The sequence below is a fragment of the Georgfuchsia toluolica genome (assembly GCF_907163265.1).
Taxonomy (GTDB): domain Bacteria; phylum Pseudomonadota; class Gammaproteobacteria; order Burkholderiales; family Rhodocyclaceae; genus Georgfuchsia; species Georgfuchsia toluolica.
In genome coordinates this window covers 3,227,498-3,251,982 of record NZ_CAJQUM010000001.1, presented here as the reverse complement: position 1 = coordinate 3,251,982, position 24,485 = coordinate 3,227,498, and the positions used below count along the sequence as shown (strand labels likewise).

Below are 24,485 nucleotides of genomic sequence, written 5' to 3'. Positions count from 1 at the left end.
GCCATCATTGTTTACTGGGTACGCCTCAGGGACGCTGTTTGCACACCGTACAGTCCGGATCGCGCGGCACCTTGATCGAGCGCCATTCCATTGCCAGGCCGTCGAGCAACAACAGCCGTCCCGCCAGCGATTTGCCGCAGCCGGCAACCAGCTTCAGCGCTTCGGCCGCCTGCATCGCGCCGACGATACCCGTAATCGGGGCGAAGACGCCGGTGACGGCGCAGCGTTCCAGATTGACATTGTCGCCTTCGGGGAACAGGCAGTGATAGCAAGGCGCATCGGGCAGGCGCGGGTCGAAGACGGCGACCTGTCCATCGAAGCGAATGGCGGCGCCGGAGACCAGCGGCTTGTTCGCGGCAACACAGGCGCGGTTCACCGCATGGCGGGTGGCGAAGTTGTCGCTGCAATCGAGTACGACGTCAGCCAGTGCGACTTCGGCAAAAAGGCGGTCGCCTTCCAGCCGTTCCTGCAGCGCAATCACACGACATTCCGGATTGATGGCGTTGAGCGTACGTTGCCCCGATGCAGCCTTGGCCATGCCGATCGCCTCGGTGCGATGCAGAATCTGGCGTTGCAGGTTGGTGAGATCGACCGTGTCGCCGTCCGCCAGCACCAGCGTACCGATGCCGGCCGGGGCGAGGTAGAGGGCAGCCGGGGAACCGAGCCCGCCGGCGCCGATAATCAGCGCGCGTGCCGCGAGCAGCTTCTCCTGGCCTTCAATGCCGATCTGCGGCAGCAGGATATGGCGGCTGTAGCGCAGGAGCTGGTCATCAATCATGGGAATACAACGCCGTCTGTCGCGTCACTTCTTCTGCATGATCTGCCAGGCTTTCAGCAGGTTCAACGCCTGGCTCATCTGGTAGTCATCCTTCGACGCAAACTCGATCGGCTTGTACGCATTTTCTTCATCGAGATTGCCCTTCGCCGGTTTGGCCTTCTTCGTCTGGTGCCTGCCGTCTTCCTTGTCGCTGGATTGATCCTTGTCATTGACCAGATGGCGCTCAAGATCCGCTTCACGCAACCATTCGTGCGCTCCGCCGTTGGGCGTCGCCTCGACGATCACGTCCGGCGTAATGCCCTTGGCCTGGATCGAACGGCCGCTCGGCGTGAAATAGCGCGCCGTGGTGAGTTTGATGGCGGTGTTGGCGGAGAGCGGCAGCACCGTCTGCACCGAACCCTTGCCGAAGCTCTGGGTCCCGAGTATCAGCGCGCGCTTGTGATCCTGCAGCGCACCGGCAACAATTTCCGAGGCCGAGGCCGAACCGCCATTGATCAGCACGATGATAGGCACATCGCGCACGCCACCCGGCAGTTGCTTGAGGGGATCGCCCCTGCGGCCGCGCAGGTAGTCATCCGCGCTCGCCGTGTATTTGCGTTTGGCGTCATCGGTGCGGCCGTCGGTTGAGACCACCAGGCTGTCAGCCGGCAGAAAGGCGGCGGATACGCCGATGGCGGAATTCAGCAGGCCGCCCGGATCGTTGCGCAGATCCAGCATCAGGCCGCGTAGCGGCTCACCCTTGTTTTCCTTGTCCTTGTACAGCTTGTCAAGCGCCTTGACCAGATCACTTGTGGTTTCTTCCTGGAACTGGGTGATGCGCACATAGCCGAAGCCTGGTTCGATCAGCTTCGACTTGATGCTTTGCACCTTGATGACCTCGCGCGTCAGTGTCGCAACGATGGGCTTGTTTTCGCCCTTGCGGAGGATGGTGAGCGTGATGTCGGTCTTGGGTTTGCCGCGCATTTTTTTCACGGCCTCGGAAAGCGTCATGCCTTTCACCGGGGCCTCGTCGAGCTTGACGATCAGATCGCCGGCCTTGATTCCGGCGCGCCAGGCCGGGGTATCCTCGATTGGCGAGACCACCTTGACGAAACCGTCCTCCATGCCGACTTCGAGACCAAGACCGCCGAACTCGCCCTGCGTCGAAACCTGCAACTCCTTGAACGAATCGGCATCAAGGTAGGCCGAGTGCGGGTCGAGGTTGGACAGCATGCCGCTGATGGCATGGTTGATCAGCGTCTTGTCGTCAACCGGCTCGACATAGCCCTGTTTGATGGCATTGAAGACATCGGCGAAGCTGCGCAGCTCTTCAACCGGTAGCGCGGCGGACGCGCTTTCCTTGCCGGCGTTGGCCGAGAAATTCAGGCTGATGAGAATGCCGGCGATGATGCCGATGCCGATAAATCCGATTTTTTGCAGCTTGCCGCGCATGGAGAGCCTCTGAAACGGGAGTGGGGAGAGTAAATTACTTCAGGCTTATCCAGCGTAAAGGGTCGAAGGGTTGGCCCTGATGCCTGAGTTCGAAGTATAAACCCGATTCCTCGCCGCCACCGCTGGCGCCGACCGTTGCGATGGCCTCTCCGGCCTTGACGTCCTGACCGGCTTCACGCAGCAGCGACTGGTTGTTGCCATAAACGGAAAGAAAGTCGTCGCCATGGTCGACGATCATCAGGTTACCGAAACCACGCAACCAATCGGCATAAACAACGGTACCGTCGGCAACGGCATGGACATCGCTGCCTTCGCTGGCGCGGATGAAAATTCCCTTCCAGGTGGTGGCACGGTCGCCGCGCTGCGAACCGAAGCGGTCGGCAATGGCGCCACGCACCGGCAGATGCAATCTGCCGCGCAACGCGGCGAAAGCGCCGCTGACATTGGACAAATCGGGGCCGCGTTCGATCTTGCCGCGCCGGGGTGCCGGCCCCGGCACGGCTCGTTTTGCCTTGGGACGGATGGCGAGCCGCGCCAAGCCGTCGATCAGCCTGGTCAGGCGCTTCTCGTTGCCCTTGAGGGTGTCGATCTGTTTCTTCTGGGCCTTGATGCGATTGGCAATTTTCGCCAACAGGATCTGGCGCTCCTTTTGCTGGCCCAGCAGCGCGGTGCGTTCCGTCTGCTGTTGTTTTTCAATGGCGGCGAGTTCCTCATTCTTTTCTTGCGCAGCAGCGGCAAGGCGGTTTTTTTCCTTCAGGGCAGCGCGCATTTCATCCAGCAGATTCGCCTTTTCACGTGACAGCAAGGTGAGGAAATAGCGCTCACGGGCCGACTGGTTGGGGTCGCCACCCGCCAACAGCACATGCAGCGCATCGTCATTGCCATGCACAAACTGCTGGTAGAGCAAACGGGAGAGGTGTTGCTGCTGGCGCTCGATCTGTACCGCCAGTTGTTGCGACTGCCGCTCCAGATCGCTTAACTGGGCCAGAACCGCGGCGCGGTTGTCGCCCAATCCGCGCAGTCTGCGATTGGCGACCGAAATCGAGGATTCGATGTCGCGCAGTTTGTCGGCGGCGTCGGCCTTCGACGCCTCGTTCCTGGTGAGATCGCTTTGCAAGGCGCCGAGACGCGATTGCAGGGTTTTGAGTTCCTTGCGCTTGGCATCGATCGGCGCTGCCATGGCAGCAGCCAGCAGGCTCAGTACAAAAACAAGGCAAAATCTTTTCGCCACAGAGGTCACAGAGGACACAGAGGAGACAGGCTGGCATTCTATAATACCGGCCCAATCTGCTCGGGATCCGGCTAAGGCCTCCGGGCGAAACATGAAAGACCGAATTGAAATGATCGAATTTATCCGGCATCAATGGTACTGGGTTGTTGCGGCCCTGGTCAGCGGCGGCATGCTGCTGTGGCCGCTGCTGCGCGGCAACAAGATGAGCCTGACACCCGCCGCGGCCACGCTGTTGATGAACCGCGAGGATGCTCTGGTGCTCGATGTGCGTGAAACATCCGAATGGAATAACGGCCATATCGCCAATGCGCGCCATCTCGCGCTTACCCAGTTCGACAAGCGTCTGGTCGAGATCGAGAAGTTCAAGCAGACGCCGGTGATCGTTTGCTGTGCCATGGGCAGCCGCGGACAGACCGCGGCAGCAAAGCTCGAAAAGGCCGGCTTTGAAAAGGTATTCAACCTGGCGGGCGGCATCGCGGCATGGTCCGAAGCCGGCCTGCCCTTGACCAGAAAGTCGTAATCATCGTGGCGAAAATCCTGATGTATGCCACCGCCGTGTGTCCGTTCTGCATCCGTGCCGAACAACTGCTACGGCACAAGGGCGCGACCGATATCGAAAAGGTCCGCGTCGATCTCGATCCCGCGCGGCGCCAGGAAATGATGGAAAAAACCGGCCAGCGCACGGTGCCACAGATTTTCATCGGCGCCACCCATGTCGGCGGTTGCGACGAACTGTACGCGCTCGACCACGCCGGCAAGCTCGATTCTCTGTTGTCACAAATGTCGTAATATTCTTCTCCATTTACCCAAACGGTCTTTTCCCATGAGCGATCAAGAACAACAGCCCGCCTTCAGCATCGAAAAGCTTTACGTCAAGGATTTGTCACTGGAGGTGCCCAACGCACCCGCCGTGTTCCTCGAACAGGCCGGGCCGAACATCAGCATTGAACTGCACAGTGCGGCAAATACCGTCAGCGAGGGACTCTACAACGTGGTGCTGACCGTCACCGTGACGGCCAAGCACGAGGACAAGACTTACTTCCTCGTTGAAGCCGGCCAGGGCGGCATTTTCGGGATCCGCAACGTGCCGCAGGAAAGCATCGATCCGATTCTTGGTGTGACCTGCCCGACGATCCTGTTCCCCTACCTGCGCGAAGTCGTTTCCGAGACCATCAACCGCGCCGGTTTCCCTCCCGTGCTGCTGGCCCCGGTCAATTTCGAGGCGCTGTACCAGCAACACGCCGCGCAAGCGGCGCAGCCAGCGCCGGCCCAAGTCCAGTAAAACATGCGAACGCTGGCCGTCCTTTCGCTGGGGTTTGCGCTTTCGGTACCGGCCTTTGCCTTGGACTACCGCTCCGTCAGCGACAATGCGGTGCTCTACGACGCGCCGTCAAGCAAGGGCGTCAAGCATTTCATCATTGCCCGCGGCAGCCCGGTTGAAGTCGTACTGGCTCAGGAAAACTGGATCAAGGTGCGCGACAACGGCGGCAACATGGCCTGGATCGAAGCGCAGCTGCTGTCATCTGCACGTACCCTGCTGGTGCGGGTCGACAAGGCCGACATCCGCGCCGAGGCCAATGACAAAAGCACTATCGTGTTTTCCGCCGAGAAGAATGTCGTGCTCGACCTGGTCGAGGCCGGTCCGCCGGGCTGGGCCAAGGTGAAACATCGCGACGGCCAGAGCGGCTTCGTCAAAGCATCCCAAGTCTGGGGGTTGTGAATTGAAAACAAAGATTCAAGGTCCAAGATTCAAGGGGCAAGGTGGTAACTTGCATCTTGAATCTTGCATCTTGCATCATGAACATTGGACCTTGAACCTCGGGTGGTTTTCGGTTTGAAGATCACGGTGATCGGTGCCGGAGCGTGGGGCACGGCACTGGCGATCAACTTCGCCCAGCGCCATGCGATGACGCTGATCGCGGATGATGCCGCGCACGCCGCTGCAATCAATCAGACACACGAAAACGCACGTTATCTGCCCGGCCACCAGTTGCCGCAAGCAATCGTCGCCGTGGCGGCCATCGCCGATGCGGCAGACGCCGATCTGTTCCTGATCGCCACTCCGGTGGCTGGCCTGCGTTCCTCCCTGCTTTCTCTCCAACGGTTGGCGCCACGGGTGCCGCTACTCTGGGTCTGCAAGGGACTGGAAGCCGGCACTGCCCTGTTGCCGCATCAGGTGGCAGCGGAAGTACATCCCGGCGCTGCCAGCGGCGTGTTGACCGGGCCCAGTTTCGCCGAGGAAGTGGCGCGTGGCCTGCCCACTGCCGTAGTTCTCGCATCGCATGACGCTGCGTTTGCCATGAACATGGCAAACGCGCTGCATGGCAGCAGCATGCGCATTTACGCCAACGACGATCTGATCGGCGCGGAGGTGGGCGGCGCGGTGAAAAATGTGCTCGCCATCGCCACCGGCATCAGCGACGGCCTCGGCCTCGGCTTGAACGCCCGCGCCGCGCTGGTGACCCGCGGTCTGGCCGAAATCACCCGCTTCGGCGTCGCGCTCGGCGCGCGCAGCGAAACCTTCATGGGCCTGACCGGCGTCGGCGATCTCATCCTGACCTGCACCGGTGACCTGTCGCGCAACCGCCGCGTCGGATTCGCACTGGCATCCGGCACGCCGCTGGAGCAGGTCACGCGCGAACTCGGTCATGTCGCGGAAGGCGTGCCGGCGGCGCGCGAGGTGGCGCTGCGCGCCGAGCAGCTCGGCATCGACATGCCCATCACCAGAACCGTGATTGCCGTGCTCGATGGCAGACTCGCGCCAAGCGACGCGGTTGGGCAGTTGATGGCGCGCGAAGCAAAAATTGAATAATTCACCACGGTGACACGGCGAGCATGACCAAAGGAAATCCCCGTGGGCCGGCGAAAACCAAGAAAACCCGAATAAAAGAAAGGCAAAAAGCAGCTAGTTAGCCCTCCGTAATTAATGCTTTTGTCTTTCGCCGTGCTCGCCGTGTCGCCACGGTTAAACGCCTTTTTCAAATCCCACCTGCCGCCATGCCTCATACACCGTCACCGCGACGGCGTTGGAAAGGTTCAGGCTGCGGCAGTTCGGCATCATCGGCAGGCGCAGGTTGTTTCCGGCGCCGATGTCTTCCAGCGTTTGTGCTGGCAGGCCGCGAGATTCGGGGCCGAACACGAACACATCGCCCGCTGAAAATTTTGTCGCAAAGACATTTGCATGGCCCTTGGTGGTCAAGGCAAACATGCGCCGGCCTTGCAGCGCTTTACGGCAACTCGACCAATCGCGGTGAACCCGCACTTGTGTGAACTCCGCGTAATCGAGGCCGGCGCGGCGTACCGCCCTGTCGCTGATGTCGAACCCGAGCGGCTCAACAAGATGCAAAATGCATCCTGCGTTGGCAGCCAGACGGACGACATTGCCTGTATTGGGGGGGATTTCAGGCTGATATAGAACGATATGGAACATATACTTAGTTGCTAGAATGGGTTTTCGTGCAGGAATTGGATGGTTGGCCCGGCGCCGCAGCACCAAATTGGAGATTGTAGATGGCAAGTCCCCCGGAGCGAATCCGTCTTGGCGATTTACTGCTTCAGCAGGGCCTGTTGACTGAGGAACAAATCAAGCTGGCGCTGGCGGAACAAAAACGCAATGGCCGCAAGCTGGGCCGCATTTTTGTCGACAGCGGTTATGTGACGGAGGAAATGATCGGCAAGGCTCTGGCACGCCAGTTGAAGTGCGACTACGTCAATCTGCGCACATTCAACCCGGATGTCAATCTGATCAAGCTGCTGCCCGAGGTTCCGGCGCGACGTTTCCGTGCACTGGTGCTCGGCGAAAGAAACGGCATATTGCGGATTGGTTTTGCCGATCCAACCGACATCGTCGCCTACGATGAGGTTTCCCGTATCGTCAGACGCGAGATCGAACAGGCCGTGATCGTCGAAAGCCAGTTGATGCCGCTGCTGGACCGCATTTACCGGCGCACCGAAGAGATTTCCGGATTGGCCAAGGAGTTAACCCAGGAGATGGGCAACGTCCCGGTCGAGTTCGGCACCGTGGTGGGGCTTGCGCCGGGGGCCGAAGATGCACCGGTGGTCAAACTGCTGCAGACAATATTCGAAGAAGCGCAGAAAACCCGGGCTTCCGACATCCATGTCGAACCGCAGGAAAAATCTCTGCTGATCCGCTTTCGCATCGACGGCGTGCTGCATATCCAGACCGAGGCCGACAGCAAGATCGCCACCGCCCTGGTGCTGCGCCTGAAACTGATGTCCAACCTCGATATTTCGGAGAAGCGCCTGCCGCAGGACGGGCGCTTCAACATCAAGCTGCGCGGGCAGGCGGTCGACGTTCGTATCTCGACCATGCCGAACCAGTATGGCGAGTCGGTAGTCATGCGCTTGCTGGCGCAAAATACCGGACTGCTGGAACTGGATCGGCTGAGCATGCCGCCCCATGTGCTGGAGCGCTTTCGCCGTGCCATCAGCCGGCCGTCGGGCATCGTGCTGGTCACCGGTCCGACCGGCTCCGGCAAGACCACCACGCTGTATGCGGCGTTGAACGAACTCAACTCGCCGGAAATGAAAATCATCACCGTCGAAGATCCGGTCGAATATCGCCTGCCGGGCATCAATCAGGTGCAGGTGCATGAGAAGATTGACCTGAGTTTCTCGCGCGTGTTGCGTTCCGCGCTGCGCCAGGATCCGGACATCATCCTCGTCGGCGAAATGCGGGATGAGGACACTGCCGAAATCGGCATGCGCGCCGCCATGACCGGCCATATGGTTCTATCCACACTGCATACCAACGATGCCTTGTCGACGCCGATCCGGCTGCTCGACATGGGGGTTCCATCTTACATGGTGGCACTGTCCATCCACATGGTATTGGCGCAGCGCCTGGTGCGCGTGATCTGTCAGAACTGCTCGGCGCCGCATGAGCTGGAGCCGCATGAACGCGAATGGCTGCGCTACGAAGTCGGCGACCAGGTTGACAGTAAAGACTATAAACATGGCACAGGTTGCGCCCATTGTTCCAACACCGGCTATCAGGGCCGTCAGGCCGTCTATGAATTTCTGGAAATGACCAACGCCCTGGTCGCGGCTGCCAACCAGGGCGATCCGCATGAGTTCATCCGCCTCGGTCGCGAACAGATGGCCGGCAATACCTTGCGCCGCGATGCCGTGCGTCTGGTGCTGGAAGGCAGGACCACGGTCAGCGAAGCCATGCGCATCAGCAACCAGCTTGAAGAATAAACGTGCCGGCATTCTCGTATAGCGGCCGCAATAGCGCCGGCGAACTGGTTAACGGTTCGCTGGAGGGCGCCACGTCGAGCGCCGTGGCCGATCTGCTGTTTTCCAGCGGCATTACGCCGCTGGAGATCAAGCCTGCACTGGCGGGCGCAAAGGAAACGGCGGAAGCGGGCGCCAGCGGCGGCTTCGATTTGTTCGGCGACCGTATCCGGCACGTCGATGTGCTGCTGTTTACGCGCCAGATCCATACCCTGCTGAAGGCTGGCATTCCCATCATGCGGGCCTTGGCCGGTCTGCAGGAGTCCGCCGTCAATCAGGCGATGAAAAAAGTGCTGGGCCAGATCCGCACCAGCCTCGACAGCGGCCGCGAACTCTCCCTCTCGATGGCGCGCCACCCCACGGTATTTTCCGGGTTCTATCTTTCCATGGTGCGCGTCGGCGAAATGACGGGGCGGCTGGAGGAAGTATTCCTGCGCCTGTTCGACCACCTGGAGTTCGAGCGCCTCATGCGCGAGCAGGTCAAGTCGGCGTTGCGCTACCCGAGCTTCGTCGTGGCGGCGATGGCGGTCGCCCTGTTCGTCGTGAATATATTTGTCATACCAGCCTTCGCCAAGGTGTTCGCCGGCTTCGGCGCCGAGTTGCCGTTGCTGACGCGCATCCTCATCGGCTTCTCGAATTTCACGGTGCATTGGTGGTACATCCTCATTGGCGCCATTGCCGTGGCGGGCGCCGCATTCCGCGGCTGGGTAGCGACGACCGCCGGCCACTACGAGTGGGACAGGATAAAACTCCGCATTCCGATCGCCGGAAAGATCATCCACAAGGCCACGCTTGCCCGCTTTGCCCGCAGCTTCGCGCTTGCCTCGCGTTCCGGCGTGCCGATCATCCAGGCCATGACCACCGTCGCCAACACCATGGACAACGCCTACATCGCGGACAAGGTGGAGCGCATGCGCGACAGCATCGAGCGCGGCGAATCCCTGCTGCGGGCGTCGATCGGCGCCGGCGTGTTTACGCCCGTGGTATTGCAGATGATCGCGGTCGGCGAGGAATCCGGGGCACTGGACGAGATGATGGAAGAGATCGGCGGCATGTACCAGAACGAGGTCGAATATGAGCTCAAGACTCTCGCTCAGCAGATCGAGCCGATCCTGATCGTCATGCTTGGAGTCATGGTGCTGATCCTGGCGCTGGGCATCTTCCTGCCGATCTGGGATCTCGGCAGAGTCGCGATGCATAAATGACGTGGCCGACCGCCGCCTTGCCATCACCTCGCGCTTCGAGCTGGCCGTCATCGCAGTCGTGGCGGGAATATTCCTGCTTGCCATGCTCGTTACGGAAGCGCAGTCGGAGCGCCTGGCGATGACGCTCGCCATTCGCAACATGCGTACCGGCTTGCAACTGGCCATGGCGGAAAAATTGATGCGCGGCGAGGACAAGTCGATGGGGACGCTGGCGGAAACCAATCCGCTGGAATTGATTGGCCGACCGAACGGCGGCAGCGGCGCAAAGGGCGACTGGCAATTCGATGCCCGGCGCCATGAACTGGTCTATCGGCCGCTAATCCCCATGGCATTTGAAGGCAGAAGCGAGCTGCGCTGGCATATCGTCGGCATTTCCGGTCCCGGCGGCGGGGTGACGGGGCTCAGGCTGGCCGAGGTCGCGCCCGCCGTGGCAGGGCAGACAAAGTAAAGCGGGTTCGGGAAAATATGCTATTTTCGATAACAGGCAAGAGAGGAAGGGGATCATGAATTCCATGCGTAACGAATCTCAACGGGGTTTTACCCTGATCGAGTTGATCATTGTCATCACCATCATCGGCATCCTCGCTGCCGTGGCCTTGCCACGCATGATCGACGCCCAGCACGATGCACGCACGGCGAAGGTCATGGCGATATATGGTTCCCTGCGTTCGGCCGCGATGCTGGCCCGCTCCCGCTGCGAGCTGGATCTGGCCAACCCCGGCGCCGCCACCACCGCGAACAACTGTTCCGCCAATCCGCCGTTCGTGAATATGGACGGACACGCGGTCCGGATTTCCAATCGTTACCCCACGGCAACCTTCGACGGCATCGATATCGCCGCGGACATGAACCTCAATTCCGACGGACTGACTGCCAGCAATACCACCGGCAACAACAATGGGGCGGTGGTCAATGGTCGCACCTACGACATCGCCGGCGGCACGGCCCCGAACTGCCGCGTCACCTATCTGGAGGCAGCGCTGGCGGGTACCGCAATTTTGTCGCCTTCCATCAAATCCGATACCAGTGGGTGCTGAGTGGAGTTAGTGACATGCGGTACATGCAATAAGTGTTAAATTGTGTCAATTGACTCTATCCTAAACGCTGATGGTTATTGTCAATTAGTAATATAATATTCAAGAGGTATTTTTTAATTAAAGTAAATTAAATCGGAAGAGGGAGACAATATGCGCAACAACCAACAAGGCTTTACCCTGATCGAACTGGTCGTGGTGATTGTGATTCTGGGAATTCTTGCGGCGGTGGCAATACCGAAGTTTATCGATCTGAGCAGTGAAGCTCAAACTGCGGCAACAGCGGGTGTCGCGGGATCAATTGGCTCTGCTATGGCGATCAATTACGCTGCGCGCAAGGCAGCTAGCACGAAGGGCCAAGCGGTAACGAACTGCACTGATGGGAGTGCCCTGCTGCAAGGGGGCTTGCCAACTGGCTATACAATTACCGCCGCTGCCATTGCGGCTGATGCCACGGTCAGTTGCACACTGACTGACGCGAAATCCGGTACTGCGACCTTTACCGGTATTGGAATTCTGTAGCCCTTTTGTCTTACTTCTTTACAAAACGGTTCAGGTTCGAATAGTTCTTTTCTCTGACCCCTCGACGTTAGCAATAAACGTAGCCTGTGTAGCGCGCAATAACCAAAGGGCATTACGCCGTATCGAGGTAGTAAACAAGGGAGGCTTCGGTCTCCCTTGTTTCATCAGCCGCTTGTGCTTTTTGATACAAAGCGTCGACATGCTCGAAAGAAACCGGGTAGCTTGTTCGCATACCCTCGTATCGCCGCAATAACTGTAACGTGAAGTCCTGTCTGTCGAAAGCGTCATAAGGGAACAATTGGCAGCGATAGCCTCGGGTTTTTGGGGGATTGTTCCCTCTGTTTTTAACGACAATAAGCCATTGATAATGGGGTAAATCGGCTGATGTGGGCTCGACACCGCGAAAATAAAAATGATGATTGGACTTCGATCATCTTCCCTCGGGGACGGATCGAGGTGGCCCGGGTTCGCCGTTCCGCCGGAGGCAAGCCGCGCTTACTGGATTGGGATGCCTTTGTCGTGGAGGCAGGCGAGCTTGAAGCGCTGAAGCGACTGCGCAGCGCCAAACGCCTGGGCGATGGGCGCAGCACGACATTGTTGCGGCATGGCCAGTACCAGTTCCTGCAAGTCGAATCGCCCGGTGTTGCCCGGGAAGAACTGCGCGGAGCGGTACGCTGGCGCATCAAGGAGCAGGTTGATGTTCCCATAGAGACGGCGGTCGTCGATGTGCTCGAAATACCGGCCCCCGCCGCCGTCGGCGCAGGACGGGCGCAGCAGATTTTCGTCGTCGTCGCCGGCAATGCGCAATTGGCGCCGCGGATCCATCTGTTCCAGGATGCGAAGCTTCCCCTCTCCACCATCGACATTCCGGAACTAGCGCAACGCAACGTGGCGGCGCTGTTCGAAGAAGAGAATCGTGGCCTCGCCCTGTTGGCCTTCAATGACGACGGGGGATTGCTCACCTTCACTTACCGGGGCGAGTTGTTGTCGTCGCGATTCATCGACATCAAGCGCGGCGAACTGGCCGAGGCACGGAAAAGCGAGGACGGACTTTTCGACAGGGTATTGCTGGAAGTGCAGCGTTCACTCGACAACTTTGAACGCGCCCACAGCTATACCACCCTGAGCCGTGTGCTGATTGCGCCGCTGCCGGGCAGCAATGGTTTCGTCGACTACCTGAAGGAAAATCTGTATCAGAAACTGGATGTGCTGGATTTGACGCAGGCGGTCGATCTCAGCGCAATACCCGTATTGGCCGATCCTGTGCGTCAGGCTGAGGCCCTGCTGGCAATCGGCGCCGCGCTGCGCAACGAGGCGCCGGTCCAATGACGCAGCAGATCAATCTTTACGATCCGCAGTTGCGCCGGCAGCGCGAGTTGCTGACCGCAACCAATCTTGCACTGACATCGATGATACTGCTGCTGATTGTGATGGTCGCAGGCGCGTGGGTGCGAACCGGGGCGGGAAAGCTGGAAGCCGAAGCCGCACTGCTCGCGCCTCAGGCTAAAGCCCTGCAGAATCAGATACCCGTCCTGGGCCGGCAGTTGTCCACGCGCAAGCCGGATGCAAGACTCGAACAGCAACTCGCCGGGATGAAAGCACAGGAATCGATCCGTGTTGCGATCCTTGCCCTGCTGCAGAAGGGGCTGGGGCCGGGCGCGGTCAGCTTTGCCGAATACCTGCGCGGGTTTGCGCGACAAACACCAAGCGGGCTGTGGCTCACCGGCTTTGCCGTGGCGGGTGACGGCACGGGAATGGAAATTCGGGGCAGGACGACCAATCCCGCATTGATACCGGAATACATCCGGCGGCTCAATGCAGAAAAAGCTTTTCAGGGCCGGGCCTTCGCTGCCTTGCAGCTCAGCGTACCGGCACCGGCGACAGGCAACAATGCGGCGGCGGTCGCCGGAACCGTCCCTGCCACCAATCTGCCGCTGGCACCTTCGTATCATGAGTTCACCTTGACTCCCGTGCTCGGGGACGGTGCAGCCGAAACTTCCGACGCAAACCGCTCCCCAATGACCGCTGGAGCGCAGCCATGATGGAACAGTGGAAAACCCTGTCCGCTCGCTTCGCGGCACTGCAATTGCGCGAAAAATATCTGATAGGCGCGGCGGCCCTGGTGGTGATTTTGCTCGGCGGATATAACGTCTGGATTGATCCGGCCCTGATACGCAAGGCGGCTGCCGAAAAGCAGATCGCCCAATACCGGGCAGATATGACGACTCTCGGTGCGCAGGTGGCTGCAATGCAGGCGCAATTGAAGGATCCCGATGCGGCCAGCCGCGCCGCCATTGCCGAAAGCCGGCAGCATCTCGCCGAGCTTGACCGCCAATTGAGCGGTCTTGGCAAGGAGCTTGTCCCCTCCGAGAAGATGGCGCTCCTGCTGCAGGCACTGCTGAGCCGCCATCGTGGACTGGAACTGGTGAGCTTGCACACCTTGCCGCCGCTGCCGATCATTCCGGCTCAAGCCGACAAGGCAAGCGTAAAGCCGGGCGACCCCGCCAAGGCCGCGGCTTCGGAACCCGGCAATATCTATAAGCATGGCATCGAGATCAAGCTCGCCGGCGGCTATCAGGATCTGCTGAATTATCTGGGCGAGATGGAGAGTTCGCCGCAGCGCCTGCTGCTGGGCCGGATGAATCTTGAAGTCACAAGATATCCACGCGTCGAGCTGACCGTTACCGTCTATACCCTGAGTCTGGATCGTACATGGCTGGTTATCTGAAATACTTGCGGGGTATATTTTTGGGACTGCTGCTCGGGGCAATGGTTGCGCCAGCGCTGGCGCAAATGTCCGACCCGACCCGGCCGGCTTTGAATGAGGGTGCGCCTGGAACAGCGAGTGCAAATGCGTTCGCGCCAGCTGCCGGTTTGCAAACCATCATCCGGCGCAAGGGCGGCGAGCCGGCGGCGATCATCAATGGCGAATATGTCGAACTGGGAGGGCGCGTAGGCGAGTCCAGATTGACCGCGATAGGAGAAGCCTCCGTGGTGCTGAGCGGGCCGGGCGGAAAAGAGACCTTGGCACTGACCCCGGGCATAGAAAAGAAGCAGATCAAACCGACGATGGTTAAACATTCCGGTAAAGCGATCAAAAAATCGCGAGCCGCGACGAGGAAAGAATAATGGACCAACGGCATGGCTACTTGTGGATAGCTTCGCTCCTGTTGTCGCTGGCGGCCTGCACGCCACCGGCGGTCAAGACCGATGTACACGACCGCATTGCCGATGAAATGCGCAGGGCAGGCAAGGAGCGCAAGTCCACCGCAACCGCCGAGTCCGCCGAACAGTCGCTGATGCCGCCGCTGGCGGTGGAAATGCCCAGGAGCGGCGCGGAGGCCGAAGCGCGTTTCGATCTGTCGCTGGTCAATGCGCCGGCGACGCAGGTATTCATGGCGCTGGTGACGGGCACCCGTTACAACATGTTGATAACGCCCGAGGTCAGCGGCCAGATCACGGTAAACCTGAAAGATGTGACGGTGAAGGAAGCGCTCGATGCCATCCGCGAGCTGTACGGCTATGAATACCGCATGCAGGGCAATCGCATCACGATACTGCCCAACACCATCCAGACGCGCATCTTCCAGGTCAATTATCTCGACTCGCGCCGCCAGGGCGCAAGCGACCTGCATGTCACCTCCAGTTCGATTTCGACCGGGGGGACAGGGACGGGAAGTACCACCACGACGGGCGCATCGACTGTAATACCGTCCGGCACCGGCAACAATCAATATAACCAGGCGACGCTGACCAGCCAGGTGCGAACCAGCACCGATAACGATTTCTGGAAGGATTTGACGACGGCACTGAACGCCATTGTCGGCTCGGCCGATGGGCGCAGCATCGTGATCAATCCGAACTCCGGCATGATCGTGTTGAGAGCCATGCCGAGGGAAATCCGCGCCGTCGAGAATTACCTGAAGGCAACCCAGATAGTGGTCGAGCGGCAGGTCATGATCGAAGCGAAGATCCTCGATGTGCAGTTGAATGACGATTATCAGTCCGGCGTGAACTGGGCGGCTTTCCGGTCCAATAAAATCGTTGGGATCGGATCGCCCGGAGTTCGGCTGGGGACAAGTGGTGCGCTTATAGGTCCCGACGTTACTGCAACTATAGGAAGTGGCGGTTCTCTGAGTACTACAGCCACGGGAAGTCAGGGTTTCTTCGGCCTGGCCTTTCAGACCGGCAACTTTTCGGCCCTGCTGAATTTTCTCGAGACCCAGGGCAGCGTGTCGGTGTTGTCGAGCCCACGCATCGCGACGCTGAACAACCAGAAAGCGGTGCTGAAAGTGGGCACCGACGAGCTGTTCGTTACCAATGTGACGTCGACCACGACCACGACCACGACCGGTACCACCAACGCGCCGAGCCTGACCTTGACACCCTACTTTTCCGGCATATCGCTCGATGTGACGCCGCAGATCGACGAAAACGACAACATCATTCTTCATGTGCATCCGGCCGTCAGTACGGTGGCGGACAACACCAAAGTCGTCGATCTGGGTTCGCTCGGCTCATTCAAGCTGCCTCTGGCCAAGAGCAGCGTGAATGAAACGGACAGCATCGTCCGCGTCCAGGATGGGCAGATTGTCGCGATTGGCGGCCTGATGACGCAGGACCAGACCAATGACCGCTCGCAGATTCCGGGGCTGGGCAGCGCGCCGGTGATTGGTGCGGCATTCGGTCAGCGCTCCAACGCCCTGCACAAACGCGAGCTGATCATCTTGTTGAAGCCGACGCTGGTCCGCGACGATCGCGTTTGGGCGCGCGACATCGAACAGAGCGCGGAACGGATGCGGAGCCTCAGTCCGAGCCAGCTGCACATGGACGAGTAAGCGAGCGAATGTACCTGGCGCATTTCGGTCTTCGCGAACTTCCCTTCGGCATCACTCCGGATACCCAGTACATCTATTCCGCGACCGCGCATCAGGAAGCGCTCAACACCCTGATGCTTGCAGTCGAGGGCGGCGAGGGCTTCGTCAAGATCACGGGCGAGGTCGGCACCGGCAAGACGCTGCTCTGCCGCAAGTTCCTCTCCATGCTGGTGGAGCCCTATTTCGCCTCCTATATTCCCAATCCGCAGTTCGACCCGCGCGCGCTGCTGGGTTCCGTGGCCGAGGAGTTGGGCGCTCCGGCGGAAGGAGAGGCGAGCCACATCATCAAGAGCATCAACCGACGGCTGCTGGCGCTGGCGGATGAGGGCAGGACGGTGGTGTTGTGCATCGATGAAGCGCAGACCATGCCCCAGTTGACGCTGGAAACCATCCGCCTGCTCTCCAATCTCGAAACCGAAAAGCGCAAGCTGATTCAAATCGTATTGTTTGGCCAGCCCGAACTGGATATGAAGCTGGCTGAGCCGTCGGTGCGGCAGTTGCGCCAGCGCATTGCCTTCCACTATCGGATGCCGCCGCTCCAGCGGCGCGAACTCAACGAATATGTTTCGCACCGGTTGCGGATTGCCGGCTACCACGGCGATCCCCTGTTTTCCCCGCTGGCGCGCAGTTCGCTCTACCGCTTTTCCGGCGGCACGCCGCGGCTGGTCAACATTCTCGCCCACAAATCCATGCTGTCGGCATTTGGCGAAGGCCGGCCCTCGGTCGGCTTGCGTCAGGTATTAGCGGCTGCCCGCGATACCGAGGGCGCCCGTTTCATGCCGTGGATTCGCCCATGAGCCTGGTCAACAAAATGTTGCAGGATCTGGACCAGCGCCACGCTTCGGAACTGGAGAAGCAAGGCATCTCGCGTCATGTCCGAACGCTACCCGCGGCGCCGCCAGCGGTTTCCTGGAAAGGGATCGTGCTGGCCTGCCTCGGCGCGCTTGCCGGTGCATTCATCGTCTGGCTGCTGCTGACATGGAAGCAAGAGAGCAAGCCCATCGTTCCTTCACCGCAGGCGACAGCGCCAGCCGTAGCGCTCGCGCCGTCCCCGGTGTCCGTACCGTTACCGAGCTTTCCGCCGGATGAATCTGCTCCGCCGGCAGCCAAGGTCGCGCCGGCGCCGCACAAGGAAGTTCGGTCGCCCGCTGCGCGCAGTGACAGGCAGGAGCCCGCGCTAAAGCTCGACCGCTCGCTCGATGCGAACGCGGCCGAAAGACACCGTGCCTCATCCGCAACAACGGCGGTTGATCGTGGTAATGCGAGTGAAGTTCCCTTCGGCAATTCGATCATCGAAAAACAACCGCGCACAGCGGCTATCTCCGATGCATCCGATGCGGAATATCGCAAAGGCATGAACTTGCTCAGGCGCGGCACGCTGGCCGACGCGGCCGTTGCGCTGCGTGCCGCGCTGCGCATCGACGCACATCATGTCGCGGCACGTCAGGCGCTGCTGAGCCTGCTGGTCGATCAAAAACAGTGGAATGAAGCTGAAACGATTGGACTCGACGGCCTGGCGCTCGATCAGAAACAAATCGGCTGGGCCATGCTGGCAGCGCGCCTGCAAGTGGAGCGCGGGGACAATCCCGCCGCGCTTAAAACGCTGGATCAATATGCTCCGTACGCCGAGCGTAATGCCGATTACATGGGCTTCCATGCCCTGCTGCTGCAGAAAGCGAAACGCCTGCCCGAAGCGGTGGAACGCTACCGCGCCGCGCTGGCGCTCAAACCCGGCGAAGGCCGCTGGTGGTACGGTCTGGGCCTGGCGCTCGAAGCCGGCCAGCATCCGACCGAGGCGAAAGACGCCTATACGCAGGCCCGCAACGCCGGCAACCTGCCCGCCGATCTGGCGGCGCAGGTGGAATGGAAACTGAAGGGCCAATGAACCTGGGTCGTATATAAGAAGGCACACCGCAACTGTGGCATATTCGGTTACGCTGACACTGTCGCAAGGTTATCGCTATCGGAATCCAAGACTAGTAGCAGTACCGGGAGTTGCCGACCTGAAATTAAAAGCACCCATGAATCTCAACTTGTCAAATGCAAGCAGAAAAAGCCGTGCTCCGTCCCTGATTTTCTTTGGCTTGGCACTGCTCGCCGTTTTCGGAGTAATCAACCCGGCCGAGGCCACTTCCGTCACCGCGGTTAACGGGCTGTCCTGCGCCGGTGATCGCAATACCACGAATTGCACAGCCGGCGAATTTACCGTCGGCATTTCTATAACGAACCAGCCCGGCTCCCCCACCAGTTGCGTTGCCGGAGACTACGTCACCCTGATCGGTGCAGTCAGTTTGGCCGGCACCAATGCCGATCGCTACAACGTGGGATTTTTTACCGGCGAGAATGGCAACGATCCCAAGCTTGCCGGCACCGGCCAGACTTGTTCTGTGGCGACCTTTCCGACCAGCCCCTTGCCCTGGTTCGCGAAAAATGTGGATGCCTGCGGCGATTACACGGCGGCTGGCGTTGATAATCCCGTCATCAACAATATCAAGGTGTTGTGCGCCGGCGATGCGACTGGCCACTTGAAGGTTCCCTACGTGCTGGTGTATTCCCAGAGTGCATATACTTGCACCGGACCTGCCGACGTCACAAATTCCTCGCCTTCAAAGTGCAACGCCGGTACGGCAGTGGTCGACACTGCCACGTTCGTCAAAGGCTCGGTCACGGTCACCAAGCAGACGATTCCCGCCGGCGACGCCCAGAGCTTCGCGTTTACGGCCAGCGGCACTAGCGCCGTGATGACTGGAGATAACAGTTTCAGTCTCATGCACAACGGTAGCAAACAAGTGCGGATGGGTATCACGGACACTAACGCAACCCTGACCATTACCGAAGCGGCCACCACCTTCTGGGAGCCTACCGCCACCATCGCCTGCACCAAACCCGACGGCTCCTCCGCGGCCAGTTTTGTAACTGCCAATGGGGCTACCCGCACCATCACCGCCACGCTGAGCAACACCAATCCCAATGCAAAATGCACCATCACCAACACCAAACGCAGCAAAATCACGATGGTCAGCAACATCGGCGGCCGGGTCAATCCCACCGACCAATTCACCGTTACGGCCACGGGGGGCGGCACCCTGACCGATTCGGCAGGAGACTCGATTTCAGCACCAGTCGCCGTGGCCACTGCCGGCGCGAGCACCAGCGCATCGATGACCCTCTGGAGCCAACCAGCTCAAACCCTTACCCTCACCGAGACCGCCGCCAGCGGATCGCTCGCCAACTACAGTGTCATTTATTCCTGCATCAACGCCACGTCGGGGTCGGCAACGACGATGCCGAGCGGTAGCGGCAGCAGCTTCACGCTGACCCCCGTCGCGGGTGACAACATCACCTGCACCTATCAAAACAATGCGCAGACCGCGTCAAGCTTCAACGCTTTCGAAACCGGCACCACAGCGGGAGCCGTTACGGGCCATATCTACACCAAGCTGGCGGGTACTGCCTTCATCCTTGATTTGGTGGCGATCAACAGCGGTGCGCAAGCAACCAGCTTCAGCAATAACGTCAAGGTCGAATTACTGGCAAACACGGGCACTGCCGGAAGCGGCTATGGCGCGGACAATTGCCCCACCGCCAATTCGATTATCCAAACCATCAATTCAACCGCCATTTCAGGCGGGCGATCCAGCGTCAGTCTGTCGGCGGTTGCCAATGCCTATCGCGATGTACGGGTACGGATCAGTTACCCCACTTCGTCACCGTCCGTTGTGGTGTGCTCCACCGATAGTTTCGCCATTCGTCCGTCGGCAGTTACCCTGGTTACCAGTGCCAGCGCGGCTGCGCCCTCCGCCACGGCAGCGCCGGTCATTAAGGCTGGCAATCCGTTTACCCTGTATGCAATCACGAGTACCGGCACGAATTACGCTGGTATCTTGTCGCTCGACAATACAAAGCTCACCGCAAGCGGCAGCGTAGTAGGGGCGCTCTTGCCGGCCTCGCTGACGGCCAACCCTGCGCCAACGCCCAGCAACAATGCCAGTTATACCGAGGTGGGCTACCTCTATCTTGCAGCCAGCGCGTATCGGGACAGCTCCTACACTTCTGTCGATCAATCCGGCGATTGCATTTCGAGCAGTACCGACGATTCGCTCGCCAGTGGCCAGTATGGATGCGTCATCGGTAACAATGCCGCGGTTTCTCTCGGCCGCTTTATCCCGGATCACTTTACCATTACCTTGCCGTCTATTACGGCAGCATGTTCGACAGGCGCAGCCTTTTCCTACTTCGGTCAGGATGGGTTCAAGACAACTTTCACACTTACGGCACAAAATGCAGGCAACGCCACGACGGCCAATTACGCGGGCGATGGCAGCAGCACCAGTTGGGCCAAGTTGCCGCTGACGACGTGGGGGCGGCGCCGGCATCAGCGTCCAGCCCAGGTTTCGGCTTTGCGGCGAGCACCTGGGTTCCTGCGCAACCCGCGGGGTCCAGCCTTGCGGCAAGCGCGACCGCGCCGACGGCGAGCAATTCCAATACCTGGAGCGCGGGCGCCACAACGGTGACAGCGATGCATCAAATTGTGCGCCCCACGGCACCCGCAGCGCCAACGACGGTGACCGTGACGACCTTGCCGGTCGATTCGGATGGCGTGACGGCCGCCTCGGCTGCCGTGCTCAGTTCTCCATTGTTGCGCTACGGCCGCCTGTGGCTGGGTAATGCCTATGGCTCGGACCAATTCGATCTGGTGATTCCGTTTGAAGTCCAGTACTGGAATGGGAGTACGTTCGTCAAGAATACTTTTGATAATGGTTGCACCACGATCGCCAGCAGCAACATCGCCTCGGGCAACAAACAAGGCGGACTTGGCGCCTATACCGGCCCCATTACTGGCGGCTCTACAAGCAGCGGGGCAGGCAGCATTACCCTGACCAAACCTGCCAGCGCAGCCGCGGGCAGCGTTGATCTGGTGGTCAATCTGGGATCGAGCGGCAGTCCCAGCAACTGTGCCGGGTTGTCCGGCGGGACTTCCGCCGCCCTAAGCTATTTGAGCGGCAAATGGTGTGGGGCGAACTATGATCGCGATCCAACCGCTCGCGCAACCTTCGGCATCTACGGCAGCAGCCTCAAGAAAGGCCCGATCTATATTCGCGAAAGTTATTGATCGTGAATTCGTTGCCTATCAATTCGCATTATATGAAAAACAGATTGCCACGCGGCTTCACGCTGATTGAACTGATCGTCACAATGATCATTGTCGGCATTCTTGCCGTGACAATCCTGCCGAAATTTGCCGACAGATCGATATTTCAGGATCGCGGATTTCAGGACGAAACCAGATCCTTGCTGCGCTACGCGCAAAAGTCGGCGGTGGCGCAGCGGCACAATGTTTGCGTTACCTTGGCGGCTGGCGGCGTGACGCTGAAAATCGACAGTGCGGGAAGTTGCGATGGAACCCTGGACTTGCCAGCGAACCCAAATGGTGGAAGCGGACTTACGGCATCCGTCGGCAGCTTCAAATTTCAGCCGCTGGGCGATACCGACCAATCAGCCGACATCACAGTCACCATTGCCGGTACGGCCATCGCCGTGGACCACAAGACCGGCTATGTGTACTAAGACGTCCCGCATCCGGCAGCGCCAATCCGGTCTTACGCTGATCGAATTGATCATGTTCATCGTCATCGTTGGCGTCGGCGTGGCGGGGATTCTCACCATAATGGACGTCGCCGTGAAATCCAGTGCCGATCCGATGGTGCGCAAGCAGGCATTGGCCATGGCTGACGCCATCATGGATGAAGTGCTGGCCAAGGATTTTTCCAATCCGACCGGAGGCTTTACCGAAACGAGCGCGACCTGCGACAACCGCAGCCAATATGACGACGTGAGCGATTACGATTACTTCAAGACTTCCTCATCAAACAGGATTAGCGGCACGAGCACCTTGGGCTCTACCCCCATACCGGGTCTGGCTGCCTATTCTGCGAGCGTCGATATTGACGCGGCAACTTCAAGACTGGGGCTGGTCGGCGGCACGCAAGTCAAGACGATCACCGTCACGGTCACTGGAAACGGGCAGACCATTCAATTGATCGGTTATCGGACCAACTACTGACCATGGTTTCGCGCATCCATACTTCTCGCGGTTTTACCCTGATCGAAGCGATCATGGTCATCGCAATAACCGGCATTCTTGCCGGAATGGTGGCCGTCTTTATCAAGGCGCCGGTGGATAGCTATATGGACATGTCGCGTCGCGCTGAGTTGACCGATGTTGCCGATACCGCAGTACGGCGCATGGCCCGCGACATTCGTCTGGCACTGCCCAACAGCGTGCGCAACCCCAGTGCGGCGGGTGCGGATCAGTGTGTCGAGTTTATGCCGACCAGGACCGGAGGGCGCTACCGGGCAGCCCAGACCGCGGCGCTCACGGGAGATATTCTGGATTTTTCGACGACGGACGCCAGCTTCGACATGCTGAGCGTAAACAACAGTCTTCCCGTTTCGGAGCAAATCACGGCGAACGATATCATCGTGGTCTATAACGACGGTAGCAGCGGCGGCAATGCCTACGCCGGGGGCAATGCCATACGGGTTTCCTCCGTGGCGGCGGGCGATACTACTGGCACGACAAAAATCAACTTTGTAGCAACCGGTACCACCCTCTTTGCCCGCAAGACCTTGCCCAGCGCATCGCCGGCCAACCGCTTTCAGGTAGTACCTTCGAATGAACAAGTGGTGTCTTACGCCTGCAGCGGCAATTCCCTCTTGCGCTATTCGAGAGACATCAGCACGCGAACTACGGCGTGGGCTCAACCCGCCACCTGTGCCGACATGACCGGCGGCGCCACGGCTGCCACTCTTGCCACGAATGTCACTTCCTGCAGCATCAGGTATGAACCGCCAGGAACCGGCACCGGAGCGGGGCGCTATGGCATCGTGTCAATATCTCTTGGCATGACCCAAGCGGGAGAATCGGTGAATCTTTATCATCAGGCCAAAGTGGATAACACGCCATGAGAAGCCTCCGTGGTTTCGCCCTCCCGTCAGCGATTTTCCTTCTGGTCATTCTTGCCCTCCTTGGCGCCTTCATGGTGTCGTTATCGACCAGCCAGAGCATGACGTCCGCGCAGGATGTTCAGGGCGCGAAAGCGTACCGCGCGGCACGGGCGGGGATCGAAAGGGCATTGTTCAGCCTGCAGCCCCCCGCCACCACCTGTGGGGCGGTGCCAGCTTCGTTAACGATCGATGGTTTCAGCGTTGTGATCGGTTGTACTGCCGCGACCCACGATGAGGATGGAGTCTCTAAGTATATTTTCAGGGTTACCGCAACGGCTACAGCCGGTGGCAGCATCGGCAATATCGCGTACGTCGAGAGATCGGTGAATACGCTCGTCGAATTTTGAATCTAACCTCATCATAGGGATGTTTCTGCGAAATTTCCCCTATGGGATAGTGATGTATAGGTTCGCTATCAGGGCTACAGGCGGGCAGTGCGTCTTGCAAAATCAGGGCTCATGTTTCAGCGTCCGCGCCAATACCCAGTTGGTGACGCGCGTCGCGCCATGCAGTTTCAGTATCCTGGCGAATTCGTCGAGTGTGGCGCCCGAGGTCATCACGTCATCGACGACCACCACCGATTTGTCGCTCAGATCCATCCTGCATTCGAAGGCGTGACGGATGTTGGCGCGCCGCTCCTTCCACGGCAGGCCCGCCTGCGCCGCCGTATCGGCAACGCGCGCCGTTGCCTGCAAGTCGAGCGCAATGCCGTTTGCGCGCGCCAGCGGCCGGGCGATTTCCACGGCCTGGTTGAAGCCGCGCTCGCGCAGGCGTTGCTGCGACAGCGGCAGGGGAATCATGACATCGGCGTCAATGGCCGGTTCATTCCGCATCAGTCTAGCGAAAAGCCCGGCCAGCGCGAGCTGGTGGCCATACTTGAAAGCCTGCACGAGTTGGTCGACGGGGAATGCATAGACCAGGCTGGCATGCGTGGCATCGAAATGCGGCGGGTGGCGCAGGCAACCCCCGCAGACGGCGCCGGCCGGCGCCGGCAGGGCGCAGAGCGGACAATGTCCGGCGGGCAGGCGCGGCAGGTCGGCCAGGCACGCAGTGCAGAGCAGATCGCCCGCGTCGGGCTTTCCACACAACTGGCAGTCCTGCGGCAACAGCCGATTCAGTAAACGCTGCCACATCTGCCGTTGT

General features: G+C 59.8%; 27 protein-coding genes and 1 pseudogene. 23 read left to right on the top strand and 5 right to left on the bottom strand.

Annotation, left to right across the window (positions count from 1 at the left end; all coding sequences use genetic code 11):
* Positions 1-25 precede the first annotated feature (25 nt).
* From K5E80_RS15370 to K5E80_RS15360, 3 genes are read right to left on the bottom strand one after another with little or no spacing between them, the layout of a single operon-like run.
* The gene (locus tag K5E80_RS15370; protein ID WP_220636982.1) at positions 26-778 is read right to left on the bottom strand and encodes a HesA/MoeB/ThiF family protein; all 753 of its coding nucleotides are present in this window, start codon (positions 776-778) and stop codon (positions 26-28) included.
* A gap of 24 nt (positions 779-802) precedes the next feature.
* Positions 803-2,209, bottom strand: coding sequence for a S41 family peptidase (locus K5E80_RS15365; protein WP_220636981.1), 1,407 nt, complete (start codon positions 2,207-2,209; stop codon positions 803-805).
* Between the two features lie 34 nt (positions 2,210-2,243).
* The gene (locus K5E80_RS15360) at positions 2,244-3,389 is read right to left on the bottom strand and encodes a murein hydrolase activator EnvC family protein (protein ID WP_220636980.1); all 1,146 of its coding nucleotides are present in this window, start codon (positions 3,387-3,389) and stop codon (positions 2,244-2,246) included.
* 142 nt (positions 3,390-3,531) lie between these two features.
* Between K5E80_RS15360 and K5E80_RS15355 the strand changes: the two genes are divergently transcribed.
* The 5 genes from K5E80_RS15355 to K5E80_RS15335 all read left to right on the top strand — a co-directional run bounded on the left by K5E80_RS15355 (position 3,532) and on the right by K5E80_RS15335 (position 6,252).
* Positions 3,532-3,960, top strand: coding sequence for a rhodanese-like domain-containing protein (locus tag K5E80_RS15355; protein ID WP_246591005.1), 429 nt, complete (start codon positions 3,532-3,534; stop codon positions 3,958-3,960).
* Between the two features lie 5 nt (positions 3,961-3,965).
* The gene (gene grxC, locus K5E80_RS15350) at positions 3,966-4,229 is read left to right on the top strand and encodes a glutaredoxin 3 (RefSeq protein WP_220636979.1); all 264 of its coding nucleotides are present in this window, start codon (positions 3,966-3,968) and stop codon (positions 4,227-4,229) included.
* 34 nt (positions 4,230-4,263) lie between these two features.
* Positions 4,264-4,722, top strand: a complete 459-nt coding sequence (gene secB / locus K5E80_RS15345; protein WP_220636978.1) for a protein-export chaperone SecB — start codon at positions 4,264-4,266, stop codon at positions 4,720-4,722.
* Between the two features lie 3 nt (positions 4,723-4,725).
* Positions 4,726-5,160: an SH3 domain-containing protein gene (locus K5E80_RS15340; RefSeq protein WP_220636977.1), complete on the top strand. Its 435-nt coding sequence runs from the start codon at positions 4,726-4,728 to the stop codon at positions 5,158-5,160.
* Between the two features lie 114 nt (positions 5,161-5,274).
* The gene (locus K5E80_RS15335; RefSeq protein WP_220637359.1) at positions 5,275-6,252 is read left to right on the top strand and encodes an NAD(P)H-dependent glycerol-3-phosphate dehydrogenase; all 978 of its coding nucleotides are present in this window, start codon (positions 5,275-5,277) and stop codon (positions 6,250-6,252) included.
* Positions 6,253-6,405: 153 nt separating this feature from the next.
* Here K5E80_RS15335 and K5E80_RS15330 read toward each other — a convergent pair whose 3' ends face one another.
* Positions 6,406-6,870: a tRNA (cytidine(34)-2'-O)-methyltransferase gene (locus K5E80_RS15330; protein WP_220637358.1), complete on the bottom strand. Its 465-nt coding sequence runs from the start codon at positions 6,868-6,870 to the stop codon at positions 6,406-6,408.
* Between the two features lie 80 nt (positions 6,871-6,950).
* On the opposite strand from K5E80_RS15330, the gene K5E80_RS15325 reads away from it, so the two are divergent.
* From K5E80_RS15325 to K5E80_RS15240, 18 genes and pseudogenes are all read left to right on the top strand, one after another.
* Positions 6,951-8,660: a GspE/PulE family protein gene (locus K5E80_RS15325; RefSeq protein ID WP_220636976.1), complete on the top strand. Its 1,710-nt coding sequence runs from the start codon at positions 6,951-6,953 to the stop codon at positions 8,658-8,660.
* A gap of 2 nt (positions 8,661-8,662) precedes the next feature.
* Positions 8,663-9,901, top strand: coding sequence for a type II secretion system F family protein (locus tag K5E80_RS15320; RefSeq protein ID WP_220636975.1), 1,239 nt, complete (start codon positions 8,663-8,665; stop codon positions 9,899-9,901).
* Between the two features lies 1 nt (position 9,902).
* The gene (locus tag K5E80_RS15315; protein ID WP_220636974.1) at positions 9,903-10,349 is read left to right on the top strand and encodes a hypothetical protein; all 447 of its coding nucleotides are present in this window, start codon (positions 9,903-9,905) and stop codon (positions 10,347-10,349) included.
* Positions 10,350-10,404: 55 nt separating this feature from the next.
* On the top strand, positions 10,405-10,938 hold the full coding sequence (locus K5E80_RS16990; protein ID WP_281420311.1) for a prepilin-type N-terminal cleavage/methylation domain-containing protein: 534 nt from the start codon (positions 10,405-10,407) through the stop codon (positions 10,936-10,938).
* A 150-nt stretch (positions 10,939-11,088) separates the two neighbouring features.
* On the top strand, positions 11,089-11,457 hold the full coding sequence (locus K5E80_RS16985) for a pilin (protein ID WP_220636973.1): 369 nt from the start codon (positions 11,089-11,091) through the stop codon (positions 11,455-11,457).
* Positions 11,458-11,841: 384 nt separating this feature from the next.
* Positions 11,842-12,786, top strand: coding sequence for a type IV pilus biogenesis protein PilM (locus K5E80_RS15300; RefSeq protein ID WP_220636972.1), 945 nt, complete (start codon positions 11,842-11,844; stop codon positions 12,784-12,786).
* Positions 12,783-13,499 (top strand): PilN domain-containing protein, encoded by a 717-nt coding sequence (locus K5E80_RS15295; RefSeq protein WP_220636971.1) that lies wholly within the window; start codon positions 12,783-12,785, stop codon positions 13,497-13,499. The genes K5E80_RS15300 and K5E80_RS15295 overlap by 4 nt, the downstream gene beginning before the upstream one ends.
* The gene (gene gspM, locus K5E80_RS15290; protein ID WP_220636970.1) at positions 13,496-14,185 is read left to right on the top strand and encodes a type II secretion system protein GspM; all 690 of its coding nucleotides are present in this window, start codon (positions 13,496-13,498) and stop codon (positions 14,183-14,185) included. The genes K5E80_RS15295 and gspM overlap by 4 nt, the downstream gene beginning before the upstream one ends.
* 65 nt (positions 14,186-14,250) lie before the next feature.
* Positions 14,251-14,586 (top strand): hypothetical protein, encoded by a 336-nt coding sequence (locus K5E80_RS15285; RefSeq protein WP_220636969.1) that lies wholly within the window; start codon positions 14,251-14,253, stop codon positions 14,584-14,586.
* The gene (mshL, locus tag K5E80_RS15280; protein ID WP_220636968.1) at positions 14,586-16,295 is read left to right on the top strand and encodes a pilus (MSHA type) biogenesis protein MshL; all 1,710 of its coding nucleotides are present in this window, start codon (positions 14,586-14,588) and stop codon (positions 16,293-16,295) included. The genes K5E80_RS15285 and mshL overlap by 1 nt, the downstream gene beginning before the upstream one ends.
* Before the next feature lie 8 nt (positions 16,296-16,303).
* Positions 16,304-17,131 (top strand): ExeA family protein, encoded by an 828-nt coding sequence (locus K5E80_RS15275; protein WP_220636967.1) that lies wholly within the window; start codon positions 16,304-16,306, stop codon positions 17,129-17,131.
* Entirely contained in the window at positions 17,128-18,219 is a 1,092-nt protein-coding gene (locus K5E80_RS15270; RefSeq protein WP_220636966.1) for a tetratricopeptide repeat protein, read from the top strand. Before K5E80_RS15275 ends, K5E80_RS15270 begins: the two co-directional genes overlap by 4 nt.
* A gap of 136 nt (positions 18,220-18,355) precedes the next feature.
* Positions 18,356-20,644: pseudogene (locus K5E80_RS15265) on the top strand (DUF6701 domain-containing protein); the annotation flags it as partial.
* Positions 20,542-21,447 (top strand): DUF6701 domain-containing protein, encoded by a 906-nt coding sequence (locus tag K5E80_RS15260; protein WP_425514547.1) that lies wholly within the window; start codon positions 20,542-20,544, stop codon positions 21,445-21,447. The pseudogene K5E80_RS15265 and the gene K5E80_RS15260, both read left to right, overlap by 103 nt.
* A 32-nt stretch (positions 21,448-21,479) precedes the next feature.
* Complete coding sequence (locus K5E80_RS15255; RefSeq protein WP_220636963.1) at positions 21,480-21,902, top strand: pilus assembly FimT family protein; 423 nt, start codon at positions 21,480-21,482, stop codon at positions 21,900-21,902.
* Positions 21,892-22,398, top strand: coding sequence for a type II secretion system protein (locus K5E80_RS15250; protein ID WP_281420310.1), 507 nt, complete (start codon positions 21,892-21,894; stop codon positions 22,396-22,398). Before K5E80_RS15255 ends, K5E80_RS15250 begins: the two co-directional genes overlap by 11 nt.
* A gap of 2 nt (positions 22,399-22,400) precedes the next feature.
* On the top strand, positions 22,401-23,303 hold the full coding sequence (locus K5E80_RS15245) for a PulJ/GspJ family protein (RefSeq protein ID WP_220636961.1): 903 nt from the start codon (positions 22,401-22,403) through the stop codon (positions 23,301-23,303).
* Positions 23,300-23,689, top strand: a complete 390-nt coding sequence (locus tag K5E80_RS15240) for a hypothetical protein (protein WP_220636960.1) — start codon at positions 23,300-23,302, stop codon at positions 23,687-23,689. The genes K5E80_RS15245 and K5E80_RS15240 overlap by 4 nt, the downstream gene beginning before the upstream one ends.
* A 102-nt stretch (positions 23,690-23,791) precedes the next feature.
* Here the strand turns inward: K5E80_RS15240 and K5E80_RS15235 are convergent, their stop codons facing one another.
* Positions 23,792-24,475 carry a ComF family protein gene (locus tag K5E80_RS15235; protein WP_220636959.1) on the bottom strand — a complete coding sequence of 228 codons (684 nt, stop codon included), beginning with the start codon at positions 24,473-24,475 and terminating at the stop codon, positions 23,792-23,794.
* Positions 24,476-24,485 lie beyond the last annotated feature (10 nt).